This is a genomic window from Nocardioides sp. 1609 (assembly GCF_004522105.1).
Taxonomy (GTDB): Bacteria; Actinomycetota; Actinomycetes; order Propionibacteriales; family Nocardioidaceae; genus Nocardioides.
Map to the genome: position 1 here is coordinate 297,781 of NZ_SPUJ01000004.1, position 18,366 is coordinate 316,146.

18 protein-coding genes are annotated in these 18,366 nt (G+C 74.7%); 15 read left to right on the forward strand and 3 right to left on the reverse strand.

Going from position 1 to position 18,366, the window contains the following annotated elements; all coding sequences use genetic code 11:
* Nucleotides 1–38: 38 nt before the first annotated feature.
* From E4623_RS11715 to E4623_RS11735, 5 genes are all read left to right on the forward strand, one after another.
* Nucleotides 39–947 (forward strand): ATP-binding cassette domain-containing protein, encoded by a 909-nt coding sequence (locus E4623_RS11715; protein ID WP_245155032.1) that lies wholly within the window; start codon nucleotides 39–41, stop codon nucleotides 945–947.
* Nucleotides 944–2,098, forward strand: coding sequence for a Gfo/Idh/MocA family oxidoreductase (locus E4623_RS11720; protein WP_245155033.1), 1,155 nt, complete (start codon nucleotides 944–946; stop codon nucleotides 2,096–2,098). The genes E4623_RS11715 and E4623_RS11720 overlap by 4 nt, the downstream gene beginning before the upstream one ends.
* Nucleotides 2,095–3,102: a Gfo/Idh/MocA family oxidoreductase gene (locus E4623_RS11725; protein WP_134766725.1), complete on the forward strand. Its 1,008-nt coding sequence runs from the start codon at nucleotides 2,095–2,097 to the stop codon at nucleotides 3,100–3,102. Before E4623_RS11720 ends, E4623_RS11725 begins: the two co-directional genes overlap by 4 nt.
* Nucleotides 3,103–3,168: 66 nt before the next feature.
* A complete protein-coding gene (locus tag E4623_RS11730; protein ID WP_134766726.1) occupies nucleotides 3,169–4,191 on the forward strand; it encodes a Gfo/Idh/MocA family oxidoreductase in 1,023 nt (340 codons plus the stop codon).
* 1 nt (nucleotide 4,192) lies between these two features.
* Nucleotides 4,193–4,981, forward strand: a complete 789-nt coding sequence (locus E4623_RS11735; RefSeq protein WP_134766727.1) for a TIM barrel protein — start codon at nucleotides 4,193–4,195, stop codon at nucleotides 4,979–4,981.
* 182 nt (nucleotides 4,982–5,163) lie between these two features.
* On the opposite strand, the gene E4623_RS23165 is transcribed toward E4623_RS11735, so the two are convergent.
* Nucleotides 5,164–6,417, reverse strand: coding sequence for an HNH endonuclease signature motif containing protein (locus tag E4623_RS23165; protein WP_134766728.1), 1,254 nt, complete (start codon nucleotides 6,415–6,417; stop codon nucleotides 5,164–5,166).
* Nucleotides 6,418–6,558: 141 nt separating this feature from the next.
* On the opposite strand from E4623_RS23165, the gene E4623_RS11745 reads away from it, so the two are divergent.
* Nucleotides 6,559–7,290 (forward strand): GTP pyrophosphokinase family protein, encoded by a 732-nt coding sequence (locus tag E4623_RS11745; protein ID WP_245155034.1) that lies wholly within the window; start codon nucleotides 6,559–6,561, stop codon nucleotides 7,288–7,290.
* A 38-nt stretch (nucleotides 7,291–7,328) separates the two neighbouring features.
* Nucleotides 7,329–7,739: a hypothetical protein gene (locus tag E4623_RS11750; protein WP_134766729.1), complete on the forward strand. Its 411-nt coding sequence runs from the start codon at nucleotides 7,329–7,331 to the stop codon at nucleotides 7,737–7,739.
* 1 nt (nucleotide 7,740) lies between these two features.
* On the opposite strand, the gene idi is transcribed toward E4623_RS11750, so the two are convergent.
* Complete coding sequence (idi, locus tag E4623_RS11755; protein WP_134766730.1) at nucleotides 7,741–8,283, reverse strand: isopentenyl-diphosphate Delta-isomerase; 543 nt, start codon at nucleotides 8,281–8,283, stop codon at nucleotides 7,741–7,743.
* Between the two features lie 79 nt (nucleotides 8,284–8,362).
* Between idi and E4623_RS11760 the strand changes: the two genes are divergently transcribed.
* The 5 genes from E4623_RS11760 to E4623_RS11780 are packed head-to-tail and all read left to right on the forward strand — an operon-like array spanning nucleotide 8,363 to nucleotide 13,035.
* Nucleotides 8,363–9,196, forward strand: coding sequence for a UbiA family prenyltransferase (locus E4623_RS11760; RefSeq protein ID WP_209020642.1), 834 nt, complete (start codon nucleotides 8,363–8,365; stop codon nucleotides 9,194–9,196).
* On the forward strand, nucleotides 9,193–10,347 hold the full coding sequence (locus E4623_RS11765) for a hyaluronate lyase (protein ID WP_134766731.1): 1,155 nt from the start codon (nucleotides 9,193–9,195) through the stop codon (nucleotides 10,345–10,347). The genes E4623_RS11760 and E4623_RS11765 overlap by 4 nt, the downstream gene beginning before the upstream one ends.
* Nucleotides 10,348–10,358: 11 nt before the next feature.
* The gene (locus E4623_RS11770) at nucleotides 10,359–11,450 is read left to right on the forward strand and encodes a 3-oxoacyl-[acyl-carrier-protein] synthase III C-terminal domain-containing protein (protein WP_134766732.1); all 1,092 of its coding nucleotides are present in this window, start codon (nucleotides 10,359–10,361) and stop codon (nucleotides 11,448–11,450) included.
* On the forward strand, nucleotides 11,447–11,968 hold the full coding sequence (locus E4623_RS11775; protein WP_134766733.1) for an isoprenylcysteine carboxylmethyltransferase family protein: 522 nt from the start codon (nucleotides 11,447–11,449) through the stop codon (nucleotides 11,966–11,968). The genes E4623_RS11770 and E4623_RS11775 overlap by 4 nt, the downstream gene beginning before the upstream one ends.
* Nucleotides 11,965–13,035: an NAD(P)/FAD-dependent oxidoreductase gene (locus tag E4623_RS11780; protein ID WP_134766734.1), complete on the forward strand. Its 1,071-nt coding sequence runs from the start codon at nucleotides 11,965–11,967 to the stop codon at nucleotides 13,033–13,035. Before E4623_RS11775 ends, E4623_RS11780 begins: the two co-directional genes overlap by 4 nt.
* A gap of 772 nt (nucleotides 13,036–13,807) precedes the next feature.
* Here E4623_RS11780 and E4623_RS11785 read toward each other — a convergent pair.
* The gene (locus E4623_RS11785) at nucleotides 13,808–14,134 is read right to left on the reverse strand and encodes an antibiotic biosynthesis monooxygenase (RefSeq protein ID WP_134766735.1); all 327 of its coding nucleotides are present in this window, start codon (nucleotides 14,132–14,134) and stop codon (nucleotides 13,808–13,810) included.
* A 131-nt stretch (nucleotides 14,135–14,265) separates the two neighbouring features.
* Here E4623_RS11785 and E4623_RS11790 point away from each other — a divergent pair, with 131 nt between their 5' ends.
* From E4623_RS11790 to E4623_RS11800, 3 genes are all read left to right on the forward strand, one after another.
* Nucleotides 14,266–15,654 (forward strand): serine hydrolase domain-containing protein, encoded by a 1,389-nt coding sequence (locus E4623_RS11790; protein ID WP_134766736.1) that lies wholly within the window; start codon nucleotides 14,266–14,268, stop codon nucleotides 15,652–15,654.
* Nucleotides 15,655–15,718: 64 nt separating this feature from the next.
* Nucleotides 15,719–17,314: an ABC transporter substrate-binding protein gene (locus tag E4623_RS11795; RefSeq protein WP_134766737.1), complete on the forward strand. Its 1,596-nt coding sequence runs from the start codon at nucleotides 15,719–15,721 to the stop codon at nucleotides 17,312–17,314.
* Nucleotides 17,315–17,322: 8 nt separating this feature from the next.
* Entirely contained in the window at nucleotides 17,323–18,366 is a 1,044-nt protein-coding gene (locus tag E4623_RS11800) for an ABC transporter permease (protein ID WP_134766738.1), read from the forward strand.

Consider the following 18,366-nt stretch of genomic DNA (forward strand, 5'->3'; position numbering starts at 1 on the left):
CCGACCGCACACCCCCGCTGACGGGGAAGGGGAACGACGTGTCCGAGAAGCCCGACCTGGCCAAGGTCGACGCGGCCGCTCCCGCGGCCGGCGACGGCGGTGAGAGGCGCGACGGCCGCGGCAGCCGCCAGGGCGAGGCCCTCGTCGAGGTGCGGGCCATCGGCAAGCGCTACGGCAACATCATCGCGCTCAGCGACGTCTCGACCGTCGTCCGGGCCGGCGAGGTCACCTGCGTGCTCGGCGACAACGGCGCCGGCAAGTCGACCTTCATCAAGATCCTGGCCGGAGCGCACTCCCACAGCGACGGCACCATGGTCGTCAGCGGCGAGGAGAAGGAGCTCTCCAGCCCGCGCGAGGCGCTCGACCTCGGCATCGCGACCGTCTACCAGGACCTGGCGGTCGTCTCGCTGATGCCGGTGTGGCGCAACTTCTTCCTCGGCAGCGAGCTGACCAAGGGCCTCGGCCCGATCAGGCGCCTCGACATCCCCACGATGAAGAGGATCGCCAAGGCCGAGCTCGCCGCGATGGGCATCGACCTCCGCGACGTCGACCAGCCGATCGGCACGCTCTCGGGCGGCGAGCGCCAGTGCGTCGCCATCGCCCGCGCCGTCTACTTCGGCGCCAAGGTGCTCATCCTCGACGAGCCGACCGCCGCGCTCGGCGTCAAGCAGTCGGGCGTCGTCCTGAAGTACATCGCCGCCGCGCGGGACCGCGGGCTCGGCGTCGTCTTCATCACCCACAACCCGCACCACGCCTACCCGGTGGGCGACCGGTTCCTGATCCTGCGGCGCGGCAAGAGCATGGGCGACTTCCCGAAGGCCGAGCTGGCCCTCGACGACCTCGTCTCGATGATGGCCGGCGGTGCCGAGCTGGCGTCGCTGGTGCACGAGCTCGAGCGGTCCGAGGCCGGCGCCGACATCGCCGCGGAGATGCAGGTGGATCCGTGAGCTCCCGCGAGCTCCGCGTCGGCGTCGTCGGGCTGGGCTGGATGGGGCAGGTCCACGCCCGCAGCCTGACCCGGCTCGCCCACCACTACCCGGACCTCGGCCTCCGGCCGCGGCTGGTCGCGGTCGCCGACACCGCGACCGACGAGCGGACCGCCGCCGCGGTGGCGGCGTACGGCTTCGAGGAGCGCACCGACGACTGGCGCGAGCTGGTCGCCCGCGACGACCTCGACCTCGTCTGCGTCACCGGCCCCAACTTCATCCACCGCGACGTCGGCGTCGCGGTGGCCGCGAGCGGCAAGCACCTGTGGATCGAGAAGCCCGCCGGGCGCAACGCCGCGGAGACCCGTGAGATCGCGGACGCCGTCGCCGCCGCCGGGGTGCAGTCGGCCGCCGGGTTCAACTACCGCAACGCCCCGGCCGTCGAGCGCGCCAGGGCACTGGTCGCGGACGGCCGGATCGGCACCGTCGAGCACACCAGCATCCGCTTCCTCGCCGACTACGCCGCGCACCCCGACGGGGCGCTGTCGTGGCGCTTCGTGAACGAGCACGCGGGCAGCGGCGTCCTCGGCGACCTCGTCAGCCACGCGGTCGACCTCGGTCGCCACGTGGTCGGCGAGCCGGCCGAGCTCGTGGTCGACCGGGCGACGTTCATCCCGCAGCGGCCCGAGGCCGTCGCCGGCGCCCGGCACTTCGAGCGGGGCAGCGGCACGATGGGTGACGTCGAGAACGAGGACTACGTCAGCGCCCTGCTCCGTTTCGCCGACGGCTCGCGCGGGGTGCTCGAGTCGAGCCGGGTCGCGGTCGGGGAGCAGTGCACCTACGGCATCGAGGTGCACGGCACGACCGGTGCCGTCGCGTGGGACTTCCGGCGGATGGGCGAGCTGCGGGTCTGCCTCGACCAGGACTACCAGGACGGCGCCTGGGCCACCGAGCTCATGACGCCGGCGCACGGCGAGCTGGGTGCGTTCCAGCCCGGCGCCGGCATCGCGATGAGCTACGACGACCTCAAGGTCATCGAGGCGCACCGCCTGCTGGAGTCGATCGTCACCGGCACGCCGGTGGGTGCGACGATCCACGACGCCCTGGTGGCGGCCGAGATCGTCGAGGCGATGATCGAGTCGGCCGACGAGCGACGGTGGGTGAGCCTGTGAGCGCGTCCACCGCCTCGTTGCGGGTCGGCGTCATCGGCGCCGGCGCCATGGGCGCCTCCCACGTCCGCACCCTGACGAGCGCCGTCCCGGGCGCCGTCGTCACCGAGGTGTTCGACACCGACACCGGGCGCGCGACGGCCGTGGCCGGCCCGGGGGGTCGCGCGGCGTCGTCCGCGGAGGACCTGATCGCCTCGGCCGACGTCGACGCGGTCGTCATCGCCTCCCCCGATCGCACCCACGCCGAGCTCGCCGTCCGGTGCCTCGAGGCCGGCAAGCCGACCCTGTGCGAGAAGCCGCTGGCCCTCACGGCGGCCGAGGCGCGCACCGTCGTCGACGCCGAGGTCGCCCTCGGACGGCGCCTCGTGCAGCTCGGCTTCATGCGCCGGTTCGACCCCGGCTTCGTCGCGCTCCGTGACGCCGTCGCCGGCGGCAGCGTCGGCCGGGTGCGGGTCGTGCACGCCGTGCACCGCAACGCCTCGAGCTCCACCAGCACCGACGACGCCGGGCTGGTCACCGGCTCGATGGTCCACGAGCTCGACACGATCCCGTGGCTGCTCGACGACCCGCTGGTCGCGATCCGGGTCGAGTCGCCGATCACCAGCGGCTTCCGCGACCCCCAGCTCGCGACCCTGTGGACCCGGGGCGGGGTGATGGCGACCGTCGAGGTCTTCGTCAACGCCGCCTACGGCTACGACGTCCGATGCGAGGTCGTCGGCACCGCGGGCTCCGCCTCCCTCGAGCCGTCGACGCCGGTCCGGCTGCGCTCGGCCGGCGTGGACGGCGTCGAGGTGCGCGACGACTTCGTCGCCCACTTCACCGAGGCCTACCGCCACGAGCTCGGCGCGTGGGTCGTGGCGGCCGCCTCGGGTGGCGTGCCGTCGTCGGCACCCTCGGCGTGGGACGGCTACGTCGCCAACGTCGCCGCCGCGGCCGGCGTCGCCTCGCTCGGCTCCGGCGCCCGCGAGGACGTCGTCCCGGGCGAGCGCCCGGCGCTCTACGCCTGACCTCCCGCTCGCTCCTGCCCCGCCCTGCCCGCCCTGCCCGCACCCCCGTCCTGGGAAGGACCCGCCATGCCCTCCTCCCCCCTCCGCATCGGTCTGATCGGTGCCGGCCGGATCGGCGCCGCCCACGCCGGGACCATCGCCCGGCGGGTGCCCGAGGCCGACCTCGTCGCTGTCGCCGACCCTCGACCCGGTGCCGCCGACGCCGTCGCGGGGCCGCTCGGCGCCCGCGGTGAGACGTCGGTCGAGGCCGTGCTCGGCGCCCCCGACGTCGACGCGGTCGTCGTGGCGGCGTCCTCGGTGGCGCACGCGGAGCTGATCGTCGCCGCGGCCGCGGCCGGCAAGCACGTCTTCAGCGAGAAGCCCGCCGGCATGACGCTCGCCGAGATCGACGGCGCCCGCCGGGCGACCGCAGCGGCCGGCGTGGCGTTCCAGGTGGGGTTCAACCGCCGCTTCGCCCGCGAGTTCGTCGAGGCACGGGCGCTGGTGGCCGACGGGCGCCTCGGGGAGGTGCGGCAGCTGCGGTCGCTGACCCGCGACCCGGGGCGCGGACCGGCCGACCCGGACGCCGTCCCGGAGTGGACGATCTTCACCCAGACCCTGATCCACGACTTCGACACGCTGAACTGGCTCAACCCCGGCGCTCGAGCCGTCGACGTGGTCGCCACCGCGGGCTCGCTGACGGCGCCCGGCCACCCGACGCTGCTCGACCACGCGACGGTCGTCGTCCGCTACGACAACGGGGCGATCGGCACGGCCGAGGCGAGCTTCGCGGCGGTCTACGGCTACGACGTCCGCGGGGAGGTGCTCGGTTCGGAGGGCATGGTCACGATGGGGGACGGCGCCCGCTCGTCGCTGCGGGTGCACGACGGCGCGGGCCGGCTGGCCGCCACGTCGCACAGCGACACCGAGCTCCTCGCCGACGCCTACGCCGCGGAGTTCGCCGAGCTCGCGCACGCCGTCGCCGAGGGGCGGACGCCGTCGGTCGGCGGCGACGACGCGTGGGCGGCGTTCGCGATCGCCTGGGCGGCGATCGACTCGATGACCTCCGGTGGCCGCGCCGCGGTCGCCCAGCCCGGGTCGGGAGCCTGAGATGACCTTCACCCTCGCCGTCTGCTCCGAGATGGTCTTCACCGACCTGCCCGTGGCCGAGCGGGTCCGGCGGATCCACGAGCAGGGCTTCGCCGTCGAGATCTGGGACTGGAGCGTCCACGACGCCGACGCGCTCGCCGCCAGCGGCGCCCGGTTCACGTCGATGACTGGTTACCTCCGTGGCGACCTCACCACCCCGGACGGCGCCGACGAGCTGCTCCGCACGGCGGAGGCGTCGCTGCCGTTCGCCCGGGCGATCGCCTGCCCGTCGCTGAACCTGCACGGCACCGGTCTCGGGCCGGGCGGGCTGCCGGTCCGCCCGGTCGAGCACGTGAGCGGTGAGATGTGGCTGGCCGCCGTCCGCACCCTCGAGCGGGTCGCCGCCCTCGGCGCGGAGCACGACGTCACGTTCGTGCTCGAGAACCTCAACACCGAGGTCGACCACCCCGGGACGCCGTTCGCGAGGGCCGCCGACACCCTCGCCCTCGTGCGCGCCGTCGGCAGCGACCACCTCAGGATGAACCTGGACCTCTACCACGCCCAGATCGGCGAGGGGAACCTCGTCGAGCTGGTGCGCCGGGCCGCGCCGTACCTCGGCGAGGTGCAGGTCGCCGACGTCCCCGGCCGCTGTGAACCGGGCACCGGCGAGGTCCGCTGGCCCGTCGTCGCCCGCGCCCTCGCCGACGCCGGCTACGACGGCGTCGTCGCGATGGAGGCCTTCGCCTCGACCGAGGGCACCGCCGGCAGCGACCTCGCGCTCGAGAGGTTCCGCGAAGCGTTCACGCTCTGACCCTGGGTGGACCTAGGCTCCCCGAGCCGGTCTCCGAACCGGGTCGGAACGGCTGGAGCTCCGGGTCGTCTCGGACGGGCGCCCGGTCCTGTTGCACGGGATCGCCGTCACGCCCTAGCCCCCGGACGGCGTTCGGGCGCGGCCGGTGGCCCCGCTGGGGGCGGGGTGTGGGGGCGGGGTGGTCAGGGTTCGGCCGGCTCGGCTGGTGGTTCGGCTGGTGGTTCGGCTGGTGGTGGGTGGAGTGGGGTGGTGCCGTGGTGGTCGCGGCGGTGGGTGAGGCCGGAGGGTGCGGTCCACTCGAACGTGCCGGGTTCGGTCATCTGGTAGCGCCATCGTCCGTGGGTCTTGGCGCGGTGGTGCCTGCGGCACAGGGGTGCGAGGTTGTCGCTGGAGGTGGGGCCGCCGAGGTCGTGGGGGGTGATGTGGTCGAGGTCGCAGCGGGTGGCGGGTCGGCGGCAGTGGGGGAAGACGCAGGTGAGGTCGCGCAGCTCGATGTGTTCGCGGAGGCGGTCGGGTGCTTCGTAGGCCTCGACGTGGACGTGGCCGTGGAGGTCGATGACGGGTTTGACGGTGACCTTGGTGGAAGCGGTGCACCAGCCCTGGATGGTCTCGATGGTGACCGGGGTGCGGGTGGTCTCGCAGCGGGCGAGGTCGGGTGAGTCCTGGTGCAGGTGGACCACCAGCGCCCGGCTGGTCTGAGCGGTGAGGTCGAGGGGTTGGTCGCCGCGGGCGAGGTCGCCGAGGGCGAGGGAGCGTCGGACGTCGAGGGGCGCTTGGCAGCCGGCGTCGGCGAGCCTGGCGGCTCCGGTGCGAAGGGCGTCCTCGAGGTCGAGGGCGTCGGGGACGGAGAGGAGTCCCTCGAGGCGGACGTGACCTTCCAGGGTCGGCTGGGTGAGGTCGATCCAGGCGTGTCGCTCGTCGCCGGCGGGGTCGAGGTCCTGGGGTGCGTAGCGGGCGAGGGCTTCGTCGATGAGGCGGTCGAGCTGGGCGAAGGTGATGGTGCGCACGGCTTGGGCGAGGCGGGCGTCGACGTGGGCAGCGCCCTCGACCGGCAACCGCATGGTGGCCTCGGCGATCCGGCCGGCCTTCCACACGGGGAGCCGGCCGTCGAGGACTGCTGCCCAGAGTCGGGGAAGTCGGTAGCGCAGCTCCAGGGCGCGGCCGAGGTAGCCCAGGCCGGCGTCGGTGCTCATGCCCATCGCGGCGGCGAGGTCGTAGGCGGCGAACTCCTCGATGACCGGGCACCCGGCACCACCGAGCGGGAGCGGGCGTTCACCGAAGGTCACGGCTTCCGGGTCGTCGTCGGTGGTGTGCTCGAGGGCCCAGTCGAGGACCGCGACCAGGGTCGCGACCTCGGCCTGGCGTGCGGTGCTCTGGCGGGCGCGCACCGTGGCCAGCGCCGGGTCGGCGGTCTGGGCTGCGGTGGTTGCGGGCACGAGCCAATTCTACCTCGCACTGCATCTATTCGCTACCGTGTTCGAGCATCTGTGGAGAAGGCTCGGCGGTGGCGCTTCGTGGCGGCCGTGCCCGGGCCGGTCCTCAGCCCGGCTTCAGCGCCGACACCTAGGGTGGGGGCCGTGACCGTCGAACCCGCGCCGGACTTCGGCTTCGTGTCGGACCTGCGCCGCTTCCTGCTCGAGCACAAGTTCGGCATGGACGAGGTCGTCACCAAGCTCTCGATCCTGCGCGACGAGTTCGCCCACCTGCACGACGAGAACCCCATCGAGCACGTCCGGTCCCGGATCAAGAGCCCGGAGAGCCTGCGCGAGAAGATGGTGCGCAAGGGCATCGCCGTCGACGGGTCGGCCTCCTGGGAGGAGATCCGGGCGACGGTCTGCGACGTCGCCGGCGTGCGCGTGGTCTGCTCGTTCGTCTCGGACGTCGTCCGCGTCTTCGAGCTCCTCGCCCGGCAGGTCGACGTGGAGGTGATCGAGGTCCGCGACTACATCTCGCAGCCCAAGGCCAACGGCTACCGCAGCCTGCACGCGATCGTGCGGGTGCCGGTCTTCCTGTCCGAGGGCCCGGTGCCGGTGCCGGTGGAGGTGCAGTTCCGCACCATCGCGATGGACTTCTGGGCCAGCCTCGAGCACAAGATCTACTACAAGTACGACAGCGAGGTGCCCGCCGACCTGCTCGCCGGACTGCGCGAGGCGGCCGACAACGCCGCCGGCCTCGACACCACGATGGAGCGGCTACGCCAGGAGATCCGCGGCCTCGAGGACCTGCCCGCGGACGTCGTCGCCGGCCTCCGCCGCGGCTCCGGCCCGGACGCGTCGTTCGTCGAGTCGTTGCGCCGCCTCGACGGCTGACCCGGAGGGGTGGCTCAGGGCCCCCTACGGTCGTCGTCGTGGACACCCCGGTCGTCGCGTTCGCCCTCGCCTCCGTGCTGCACGCCGGCTTCCAGGTCACCGTCACCACGCTGGCCTACCCGGCGCTGGCGGCGCGGGGTCCCGAGGGCTGGAGGGCGACGCACGACCGGCACAGCCGGGCGATCGTGCCGCTCGTGGCCGTCGTGTACGCCGGGCTGCTGGTCACCGGCGGGTTCCTGGTGGCGTCCGGGCCGGACGTCGCCGGCTGGCTCGCGCTGGGCGGCGCCGGTGCCGCCCTCGCGGTCACGGCGGCGCTGGCGGCGCCGATCCACGGCCGGCTGACGACTCACGACGAGGCGCTGGTGGCCTGGCTGCTCGTCGTCGACCGCTGGCGGTGCGCTGCCGCCGTGGTCGGTGCCGTGGCGGCCGTGGCGGCCCTGGCCGGCTGAGTCAGCCCAGCAGCCGCAGCGCCGGCTCCTGCTCGACCAGCCACGGGCTGAGCGCCCACGGCGCCCGCCCGACGACGGCGAGGACGTCGGCCACGTCGACCCAGCGGTGCTCCATCACCTCGTCGGGGTTCGGTGAGGGCGCGGGCGAGGCGGTGCGGGCGCTGAAGACCGGGCACACCTCGTTCTCGACGACGCCCGCGGCGTCGACGGCGTGGTAGCGGAAGTCGGGCAGCAGCGGCTCGATGTCGGTCACGTCGAGGCCGAGCTCGTGCCGGGCGTGCCGGCGGACGGCGTCCTCGAACGACTCGCCGGGTCGCGGGTGCCCGCAGAACGAGTTCGTCCAGACCCCGGGCCAGGTGCGCTTGGTCAGCGCGCGACGGGTGACGAGCACCCGGCCGGCGTCGTCGCGGAGGTGGCACGAGAACGCCAGGTGCAGCGGGGTGGTCGTGGTGTGCACGGTGGCTCGTGGCGCGGTGCCGATCGCCGCCCCGGACTCGTCGAGGAGCACGACGAGGTCGTCGGTGGTGGTGGGGGAGGTGGTCACCGGCCCAGCCTCGCACCCTCACGTTCGGGTGTGCCCCGCCGGAGGGGTGAGGCGGTAGGAAGTGGCCTGGGAGGTTCACGTGACGAGCACCGGATCGGCTGGGCCGACGCTGGCGCGCGCGCCCGCGCTCCCGAGCCTCCTCGCCGCCGCCCACGGCGGCCCGGCGCTGGCGGTGACGGTGGTGGCAGCGCTGCTCGGCGTCGCCGCGGACCTCCCCCCGCCCACCCTCGCCCTCGTGACCGCCGCCGTGCTGGCCGGCCAGCTCACCATCGGCTGGGGCAACGACCTCGTCGACGCGCGCCGCGACCACGACGTCGGGCGCCGCGACAAGCCGCTCGCGACCGGCGCGCTGTCACGCAGCCTCGTCGTCGGCTGCCTGGTCGGCGCCGCGGCGGTCTGCGTCGTGCTGTCCGCCGCCCTGGGCGGGCGCAGCGCGGCGGTGCACCTCGGTCTCGTCGTCGCGATGGGTCACGCCTACAACCTCGGCCTCAAGGCGACCGCCTGGTCGTGGTTCCCGTACGCCGTCGCCTTCGGCAGCCTGCCCGCCGTCGTCTCGCTCGCGGGCGGGCGCTGGCCCGGCTGGTGGCTGCTGGCCACCGGCGCGCTGCTCGGGGTCGGTGCCCACCTGCTGAACGCGCTCCCGGACCTGGCGGACGACGTCCGCACCGGCGTCCGCGGGCTGCCGCACCGGCTGGGGGCGACGGCGTCGCGGGTGCTCGCGGCGGGCCTGCTCGCCACGGCTTCCGTGCTCGCCGTCGTCGGCCCGGGCGGCGAGCCGCCCCTGTGGGCCTGGCCCGTGCTGGCGCTCGTCGCCGCACTGGCGACCGCTGCGGTCCTCGGCCGCGGCCGGCTGCCGTTCCAGGCGGCGATGGCGATCGCGCTCGTCGACGTCGTCCTACTGGTGGCCCGATGAGGGGCCCGACGAGCAGCCCGAGCGACCTGACGATCGTCGGGGCCGGCCCGGCCGGTGCCGCGACCGCCCTCGGCGCGCTGAGCGTCGAGCCGCGGCTGCGCGTCACGCTCCTCGACCGCGCCGACTTCCCGCGCGACAAGGCGTGCGGCGACGGGATCGCCCCGCACGTGCTCGACCTGCTGGCCGAGGTCGGCGTCACCGGCCTCCTCGACGACCGGACGCCGGTCGACCGGCTCCGGCTGTCGAGCCGCGCGCAGGTCGTCGAGCGCACGATGGCCCGGCCGGCCTGGGTCGTCCCGCGGACGGTCCTCGACGCCCGGCTGGTCGCGGCGGCGCAGGCCGCGGGCGCCCGGCTGGTGCGGCAGCGGGTGCGCTCGCTCGAGGACGTCGACCACGCCGCGGTCGTGGTCGGCGCCGACGGCGCCCACTCGGTGCTCCGCCGCGCGCTCGGGCGGCCCAAGGGCCCGACCGCCCTCGCGCTGCGCGGCTACGCCCCGACGCCGGCGGGACGACGGGGCGCCCAGGTCATCGTCTTCGGGTCCGAGCGGCAGCCGGCCTACGCCTGGTCGTTCGACCGCGGCGACGGCCTGGCCAACGTCGGGTACGGCGAGCTGCTCACCGACCGCCCGCCGCCGACGCGCGGCTTCCTGCTCGAGCAGCTGGAGGCCCTGCTGCCCGGCAGCACCGCGGGCGGCGCCGGCTGGACCGGCCACCACCTGCCGCTCTCGACCGCGCGCTGGCAGGTGCCCGACGGGCGGGTGCTGCTCGTCGGCGACGCCGCGGGGCTCGTGAACCCGCTGAGCGGCGAGGGCATCTACTACGCCGTCGCCACCGGCCTCGCCGCCGGGCGGGCCGCCGCCGAGGCGATCGCCCTCGGCCGTCCGAGCACCGCCGGACGCCGCTACCGTCGCGTCACCGGCCCGCTGCTGACCCGGCACCTGCGCCACACCGCGCTCGCCTCGCGGCTCACCCGCGGCGGACCGGTGCTCGACGCCGGGCTCCGCGCCGCCGGCCGCGACCAGCGGGTCTTCGACGACCTCGTCGAGCTCGCCCTCGCGAGCGGCCGACTCACCCCCGCCCTCCTGCGCGGCCTGGCCCACGGCCTGGCCCGCGGCGCCCTGCCCGCCCCCCGACCCGTCCCCGTCCCCTGAGGAGAACCGACATGCGCGTGCTGAGCGTCCGTGGCGTCCTGCCCGACCACCGCTACCGCCAGGAGGAGATCACCGACTCCTTCGTCGATCGCATGACGACGGGGAAGGTCGACCGCAAGGTGGTCGAGCGGTTCCACCGCAACGCGTGCGTCGACACCCGCCACACCGCGCTGCCGCTCGAGGCCTACGCCGGGCTCGACGACTTCGGCGCCTCCAACGACGCCTTCATCGAGGCGGCCGTGGCGCTCGGGTCGCGCGCCGTCGTCGACGCGCTCAAGGCGGTCGGCCTCACGCCCCAGGACGTCGACTACATCGTCTCGGCCACCGTCACCGGCCTGGCCGTCCCGTCGCTCGAGGCCCGGGTCGCCGCCGAGATCGGGCTGCGCCCCGACGTGGTGCGGGTCCCGCTCGTCGGTCTCGGCTGCGTCGCCGGAGCGGCGGGTGTCGCCCGGCTGCACGACTACCTCGTCGGGCACCCCGACGCCGTCGCCGTCCTGATGTCGGTCGAGCTCTGCTCGCTGACCCTGCAGCGCGACGACCTCTCGGTGCCGAACCTGGTCGCCAGCGGTCTCTTCGGCGACGGCGCCGCCGCCGTCGTCGCGGCCGGGTCGCGCCGCGCGCGCGACCTCGTCGACGCCGCGGTCGGCGTCCAGCCCGAGGTGCTCGACAGCCGCAGCCGGCTCTACCCCGACTCCGAGCGCACGATGGGCTGGGACGTCGGCGCCGGCGGACTCAAGATCGTCCTCGACAGCTCCGTGCCCGACCTCGTGCGCCGCTACGTCGGCGAGGACGTCGAGGCGTTCCTCACCGACCACGGCCTGACCCGCGCCGACGTCGGCTGGTACGTCGCGCACCCCGGCGGCCCGAAGGTGCTCGAGGCGATGCAGGACGCCCTCGGCGTCGAGCGGCACGCCCTCGGCGTCACGTGGGACTCGCTGGCCAAGATCGGGAACCTGTCGTCGGCGTCGGTCCTGCACGTGCTGGCCGACACCCTCAGCGACCGACCGCCGGCCCCCGGGTCCTACGGGCTGATGCTCGCCATGGGTCCCGGCTTCTGCTCCGAGCTGGTGCTGCTGCGCGCCCCCGGGGAGGCAGCCCGATGAGCAGCGAGGTCTGGTTCACCGTCCTGGTGCTGCTGGTCGGCGTCGAGCGGCTCGCCGAGCTCGTCGTCTCGAAGCGGAACGCCGCGTGGTCCTTCGACCGCGGCGGCGTCGAGACCGGGCTCGGGCACTTCCCGGCGATGGTCGTGCTGCACACGGGGCTGCTCGTCGGCGCCCTCGCCGAGGTGTGGCTGCTCCGGCCCGGGCCGCCGTCGGTGCTGGCGTGGTCGATGCTCGCCCTCGTCGTCGCGAGCCAGGCGCTGCGCTGGTGGTGCATCGCGACCCTCGGGCCGCGCTGGAACACCCGCGTCATCGTCGTCCCCGGACTGGCCCCGGTCGCCGCGGGGCCCTACCGCTGGCTCTCGCACCCCAACTACGTCGCCGTCGTCGTCGAGGGCGTCGCGCTGCCGCTGGTCGGCGGGGCGTGGGTGACCGCGGTCGTCTTCACCGTGCTCAACGCCGCGCTGCTCCGGGTGCGGATCCGCGTCGAGAACCAGGCCCTCGCCGGGCTGGCGGCATGAGACCCGCCCCGGACGTCGACCTGGTCGTGGCCGGCGGAGGGCCGGCCGGGCTCGCGACCGCGCTGCACGCCGTCCGGGCCGGGCTGACGGTGCGGGTCGTCGAGCCGCGCCCGGCCGTGATCGACAAGGCGTGCGGGGAGGGCCTGATGCCCGGCGCGCTCGCCGCGCTGGCCGACCTCGGGGTCGACCCTGCCGGGCACCCGCTGCACGGCATCGCCTACCGCGCGGGCAGCCGGTGGGCGGCCGCCGACTTCGCGGCCGGGCCCGGCCGGGGCGTGCGTCGTACCGTCCTGCACGCGGGCCTGCGCGACGCCGTCGACCGGGCCGGCGTCGAGGTCGTCGCGGGCCGGGTGCGCGCGGTCGAGCAGGACGCCGACGGCGTCCGGGCCGAGGTCGACGGCGAGCACGACGGTGACGGCCTCCGGGCCCGCTACCTCGTGGCGGCCGACGGGCTGCACTCCCCGCTGCGCCGCTCGCTCGGGCTCGACGTCACCCACCGGCGCCGGGCGCGCTACGGACTGCGGCAGCACCACGCCCTCGCACCCTGGACCTCGCACGTCGAGGTGCACTGGGCGCCGGACGCCGAGGCCTACGTGACGCCGGTGGCGGACGACCTCGTGGGCGTCGCCGTGCTGTCGTCGTCCCGACGCACCTACGACGACCACCTGGCCGCGTTCCCGGCGCTGCGCGAGCGGCTGGGGGCGACGACGCCCGCGAACGACGTCCGCGGCGCCGGGCCGCTGCGCCAGGACGCGCGTCGCCGGGTCGCCGGCCGGGTGCTGCTCGTCGGCGACGCCGCGGGGTACGTCGACGCGCTGACCGGCGAGGGCGTCTCGCTCGCCCTCGGCCAGGCCGCCGCGGCGGTCGCCGCGATCCGCGCCGACGACGCGCAGGCCTACGAGCTGGCCTGGACGTCGCTGACCCGGCGCTACCGCTGGCTGACCGGCGGACTGGTCGCCGCGACCGCGCTGCGTCCCGTGCGGCGCACGATCGTGCCGGCGGCGTCCGCGCTGCCGTCGGTGTTCTCGCTCGCCGTGAACGCACTCGCCCGCCCCGTCGGCGCCTGAGGGCCTCTCCCGCCTCCGGTGGGGTGGTCTCGACTCGCGGTGACTCCGTCCCCGCGGCTCGACCAGCGGTGGGCCCTCGGGTGGTCGAGCCGGTCTCCGGTGGTCGAGCCGGCGAGCGTCAGCGAGCCGAGTCGAGACCCGGTGGGTGGTCTCGACTCGCGGTGACTCCGTCCCCGCGGCTCGACCAGCGGGGCGGTCCTGCGGTGGTCTCCGGTGGTCGAGCCGGCGAGCGTCAGCGAGCCGAGTCGAGACCTGGTGGTGTGGTCTCGACTCGCGGTGACTTCGTCCCCGCGGCTCGACCAGCGGGTGGGCCCTCGGGTGGTCGAGCCGGTCTCCGGTGGTCGAGCCGGCGAGCGTCAGCGAGCCGAGTCGAGACCTGGTGGGTGGTCTCGACTCGCGGTGACTACGTCCCCGCGGCTCGACCAGCGGGTGGGCCCTCGGGTGGTCGAGCCGGTCTCCGGTGGTCGAGCCGGCGAGCGTCAGCGAGCCGAGTCGAGACCTGGTGGGGTCTCGACTCGCGGTGACTTCGTCCCCGCGGCTCGACCAGCGGGGCGGTTCAGCGGTGGGCCCTCGGGTGGTCGAGCCGGTCTCCGGTGGTCGAGCCGGCGAGCGTCAGCGAGCCGAGTCGAGACCCGGTGGTGTGGTCTCGACTCGCGGTGACTACGTCCCCGCGGCTCGACCAGCGGGTGGCAGCGGGTGGGCCCGCGGCTCGACCAGCGTATGGCAGCGGGTGGGCCCGCGGCTCGACCAGCGCGTGGGGTTGGGCTCGTGGTCAGCCGGCGGAGCCGCCGGCGACCTCGTAGCTCCACACCTCGCTGTGGGTCGAGACGGGGCGCGGGGCGTCGCCGCCGGCCCGCTCGGCGGCGGAGCGGTGACCCTCGGCGAAGCCGGGGGAGCTGACCCAGGCCTGGAACGACCCCTCGTCGCGCCAGCGGGTGATCACCAGCCACTGCTCGCGGTCGTCGGTGGGCCGGAGCAGCTCGAAGCCCTCGAAGCCGTCGGCACCGTCGACGGCGCCGGCCCGGGCGGCGAAGCGGTGCGCGAGCTCGTCGCCGGAGCCGGCGGGGACGGTGATGGCGTTGATCTTGATCGTGGTCACGGCCCCAGCCTGCCAAAGGGCTGCGCACGCGCTCCCGTGACCACCGTTTCGTGCCCGGCGACCGATCGGCGCCGCCGTCCTTGTGGCGTCGGACGAACACGCCAGGGGTGCTGCCTCCCTAGCGTGACGGCATGAGCGCACTCGCGGACGTGGAGACCTGGATCGCCGAGCAGCTGCCGCTGCTCATCGAGAAGTACGACGTGCCCGCTGCCGCCGTCGCGGTGCTGGCCGAGGGCCGGGTCGTGGACCGCGCGGCCGGCGTCCTGAGCCGGGCGACCGGGGTCGAGGCGACCGTCGACTCGGTCTTCCAGATCGGCTCCATCACCAAGGTGTGGACGGCCTCGCTCGTCCTGCAGCTGGTCGACGAGGGCCTGCTCGACCTCGAGGTGCCGATCCGCACCTACCTGCCGGAGTTCAAGATCGCCGACGAGGCGGTCGCCGAGAAGATCACCACCCGCCAGCTGCTCAAGCACACGGCGGGCTTCGAGGGCGACATCTTCACCGACACCGGCGTCGGCGACGACTGCGTGGAGAAGTACCTCGCGGTGCTGCACGAGGTGCCGCAGCTGTTCCCGCCCGACGAGCTGTTCTCCTACAACAACGCCGGCTACTGCGTCCTGGGCCGCCTGGTGGAGGTGCTGCGGGGCAAGCCCTACGACCAGTGCCTGCGCGAGCACCTGATCGCCCCGCTGGGCCTCGCCCACGCCGCGACCGACGCCTACCAGGCGATCCTGCACCGCGCGGCCGTCGGTCACCTGCAGCTCGAGCCCGACGCCCCGTGCGAGCCGGCGCCGATCTGGGCGCTGACGCGGTCGAACATCCCCGCCGGGTCGATGCTCGCGATGACGCCGCGCGACCTGCTCGGCTTCGCCCGCCTGCACCTCGACGGCGGGGTGGCCGCCGACGGCACCCGGCTGCTCGAGGCCGAGACGGTCACCGCGATGCAGCAGCCGCAGGTCGCGCTGCCCTACCTCGGCCTGATGGGCACCCACTGGGGGCTCGGCTGGGAGCTCTTCGCGACGCCCGACGGGTTGCTCGTCGGCCACGACGGCAACACGATCGGCCAGGCGGCCTTCCTGCGCATGGTCCCCGAGCGCGGGGTGGCGATCGCGCTGCTCACCAACGGCGGCGACGCCTTCTCCCTCTACCGCGACCTCTACTCCCACCTGCTGGCCGAGCTCGCGGACGTGCGCCTGCCGGAGATGCCGGCACCCCCGACCTCGCCCGAGCCGATCGACGCCGCCCGGTACGTCGGCCGGTACTCCGCGGAGGTGTTCGACATCGACATCACCCAGGACGCCGACCGCCGGATCTGGATGGACCTCGTCCCGAGCGGGGTCGCCGAGGAGCTGGGCGAGAAGGCCGAGCGCAAGGAGCTCGTCGCCTTCGGTGACGACAGCCTGATCCCGGTCGAGGCCGACCGCGGCATGTTCATGCCGCACGTGTTCGTCGGCGACGACGGCGCGGGACGCGCCCTGTACCTCCACGTCGGCCGGGCCGTCCGGCGCGCCGGCGCCTGACCCCCGCACGTCCGCCCCACCCCCGCCAGCACCCCGACCCCGCCCGCGACCAGAGGACCCGTCCATGAAGCTGACCGCCGCCGCCCTCGGCCTGTGTGTCACGTCCGCCCTCCTCGCCGGCTGCGGCGGTGGGAGCAGCTCCGGCCCGTCGTCCGGCGGCGGCGAGGTCGTCGACGGTGGCACGTTCACCATGGCCACGTCCGCCGACCCCGGCAACCTCGACCCGCAGATGGGAGCCGGGAGCGCGCTGTTCGCGATCACCCAGCTCGCCTACGACCCGCTCCTCAGCGTCGACGAGGAGTCCGGCGAGATCCAGTCCGGCCTGGCCACCGAGTGGTCGGCGGAGGGCACGGCGGTCGAGCTCACCCTGGCCGAGGGCATCACCTGCGCCGACGGCACCGAGCTGACGCCGGGCATCGTCGCCGACAACCTGAACTTCGTGGCCGACCCGGCCAACCAGAGCCCGCTGCTCGGCACCTTCCTGCCGGTCGGCGCCGAGGCGGTCGGGGACGACGCCGCCGGCACCGTGAGCCTCACGCTCACCACGCCGGCGCCGTTCGTGCTCAACGGCCTCGCCAGCCTGCCGATGGTCTGCCCGGGCGGGCTGGAGGACCGGACGTCGCTGGCCCAGGCCACCAGCGGCACCGGTCCCTACGAGCTGACCGAGGCCGCGCCCGGTGACAGCTACACCTACCAGATCCGCGACGGCTACACGTGGGGCCCGGACGGCGCCGCGACCGACGTCGAGGGCATGCCCGACACGATCGTCGTCAAGGTGATCGAGAACGAGACGACGGCGGCCAACCTCCTGCTGTCGGGCGAGATCAACGCCGCCCAGGTCGCGGGCCCCGACGCCCAGCGCCTCCAGGGCGCGGGGCTGTACGTCGCCGAGACGCCCGCCCTCACCGGCGAGCAGTGGTACAACCAGGCCGCGGGCCGCCCGACCGAGGACCCGCAGGTCCGGATGGCGCTGACCCAGGCCCTCGACCTCGGCGAGCTCCAGAAGGTGCTGACCTCCGGCACCGGCGCCCCGCCGACCACCCTCGCCGCGGTCGCCCCGACGACGTGTCCCGGCGACTCCGCCACCGACTCGCTCCCGGCGCACGACCCGGACGCCGCCGGCGCCCTGCTCGACGAGGCCGGCTGGACGCTCGGCGACGACGGCACCCGCAGCAAGGACGGCACGCCGCTCGACCTGGTCCTGATCTACCAGGGCAACTCCGGCACCGGGGGCGCGGCGGCCGCCGAGCTCGCCGTCCAGCAGTGGAACGAGGTCGGCGTCCAGGCCACGGCCACCAGCCAGAACGAGACCACCCTGACCGACACGATCTTCTCCGGCGGCGACTGGGACGTCGCCTGGGTCGCGCTCAACGTCAACGCCCCGGACCAGCTCGTGCCCTTCCTCTCCGGAGCGGCGGCGCCCGACGGCACCAACTTCGCCGCGATCGACAACCCCGACTACGAGGCGGCGATCGAGGAGGCCTCGGCGATCCAGGGCACCGAGGGGTGCGCCGCCTGGCTCGAGGCGGAGTCGCAGCTGATCGCGAACGCCGACATCGTCCCGTTCGCCAACAACGTCGTCCGGACCTACGGCAACGGCGCGGAGTTCGAGACCCCCGGCAACCTGGTGCCCACCAGCATCCGGATGACGGCGAAGTAGTCGAGGCGATGACGACCACGGCGAGCTCGGTCGCCAGCACGACGTCCGCCCGCGAGGTGTCCGGCGCGAAGCCCCCGACCGTGGGGAGGGTCTCGGCCCTCACGACGCACCGCTGGGTGCGCTTCGGCGTCCGGCGTCTCGGGCGGCTGGTCACCTCCCTCGCGGTGCTGGTGACGGCGTCGTTCCTGATGATCCACCTGATCCCCGGTGACCCGGTGCGCGGCGCGCTCGGCCCGACGGCGCCCACCGCGCTGGTCGAGGCCCGGCGCGAGTCGCTCGGCCTGAACGACCCGTTGCTGGTGCAGTACTGGGACTACCTCCGGGGCCTGTTCACCGGCGACCTCGGGACGTCGTTGACCTCCCAGCTCCCGGTCGCCGACGTCGTGTCGCAGCGGCTGCCCGCGACCCTCACCCTGGCGCTGCTCGGGTTCCTCGTCGCGGTCGCCATCGCGGTGCCGCTCGGCGTCGTGATGGGCGTGGTCACCCGGCGCGGTCGCGGTCGACGCACCGAGCTGGCGTTCACCACGACCAGCGTCGTCGTCGGCACCGTCCCGGACTTCCTGATCGGCGTCGGCCTCGTCTACGTCTTCGGGGTCCACCTCGGCTGGCTCCCGGTCGCGGGCAACGCGACCCCCGACGCCTACGTGCTGCCGGTCGTCGCGCTGGCGCTCGGCCCGGCCGTCATCCTGGCCCGGATCATCCGGGTGGAGATGGTGGCGGTTCTCGAGGCCGACTTCGTGCGGACCGCGCGCGCCAAGCGACTCCCCGCGCGCACCATCTACCTCGGCCACGCCCTGCCGAACGCCCTCACCGCCGGGCTGACGATCTGCGGCCTGCTGCTCGGGTCCCTGGTGGCGGGAACCGTGCTGGTGGAGAACGTCTTCGCCTGGCCCGGTCTCGGCCGGACCATCGTCTCCTCGATCCTCAGCAAGGACTACCCGGTCGTCCAGGCGATCGTGCTCGTCTACGGGGTCGGCGTGCTCCTCGCGAACACCGCGGTCGACGTCGTGCTCGCCCTGCTCGACCCGCGCTCGATGATCGCGGAGGACTGA

Coding starts and splice junctions, on each gene's coding strand:
- E4623_RS11730 (WP_134766726.1), top strand. CDS start 3,169: ATGCCCTCCTCCCCCCTCCGCATCGGTCTGATCGGTGCCGGCCGGATC.
- E4623_RS11735 (WP_134766727.1), top strand. CDS start 4,193: ATGACCTTCACCCTCGCCGTCTGCTCCGAGATGGTCTTCACCGACCTG.
- E4623_RS11765 (WP_134766731.1), top strand. CDS start 9,193: ATGAGGGGCCCGACGAGCAGCCCGAGCGACCTGACGATCGTCGGGGCC.
- E4623_RS11770 (WP_134766732.1), top strand. CDS start 10,359: ATGCGCGTGCTGAGCGTCCGTGGCGTCCTGCCCGACCACCGCTACCGC.
- E4623_RS11775 (WP_134766733.1), top strand. CDS start 11,447: ATGAGCAGCGAGGTCTGGTTCACCGTCCTGGTGCTGCTGGTCGGCGTC.
- E4623_RS11780 (WP_134766734.1), top strand. CDS start 11,965: ATGAGACCCGCCCCGGACGTCGACCTGGTCGTGGCCGGCGGAGGGCCG.
- E4623_RS11790 (WP_134766736.1), top strand. CDS start 14,266: ATGAGCGCACTCGCGGACGTGGAGACCTGGATCGCCGAGCAGCTGCCG.
- E4623_RS11795 (WP_134766737.1), top strand. CDS start 15,719: ATGAAGCTGACCGCCGCCGCCCTCGGCCTGTGTGTCACGTCCGCCCTC.
- E4623_RS11800 (WP_134766738.1), top strand. CDS start 17,323: ATGACGACCACGGCGAGCTCGGTCGCCAGCACGACGTCCGCCCGCGAG.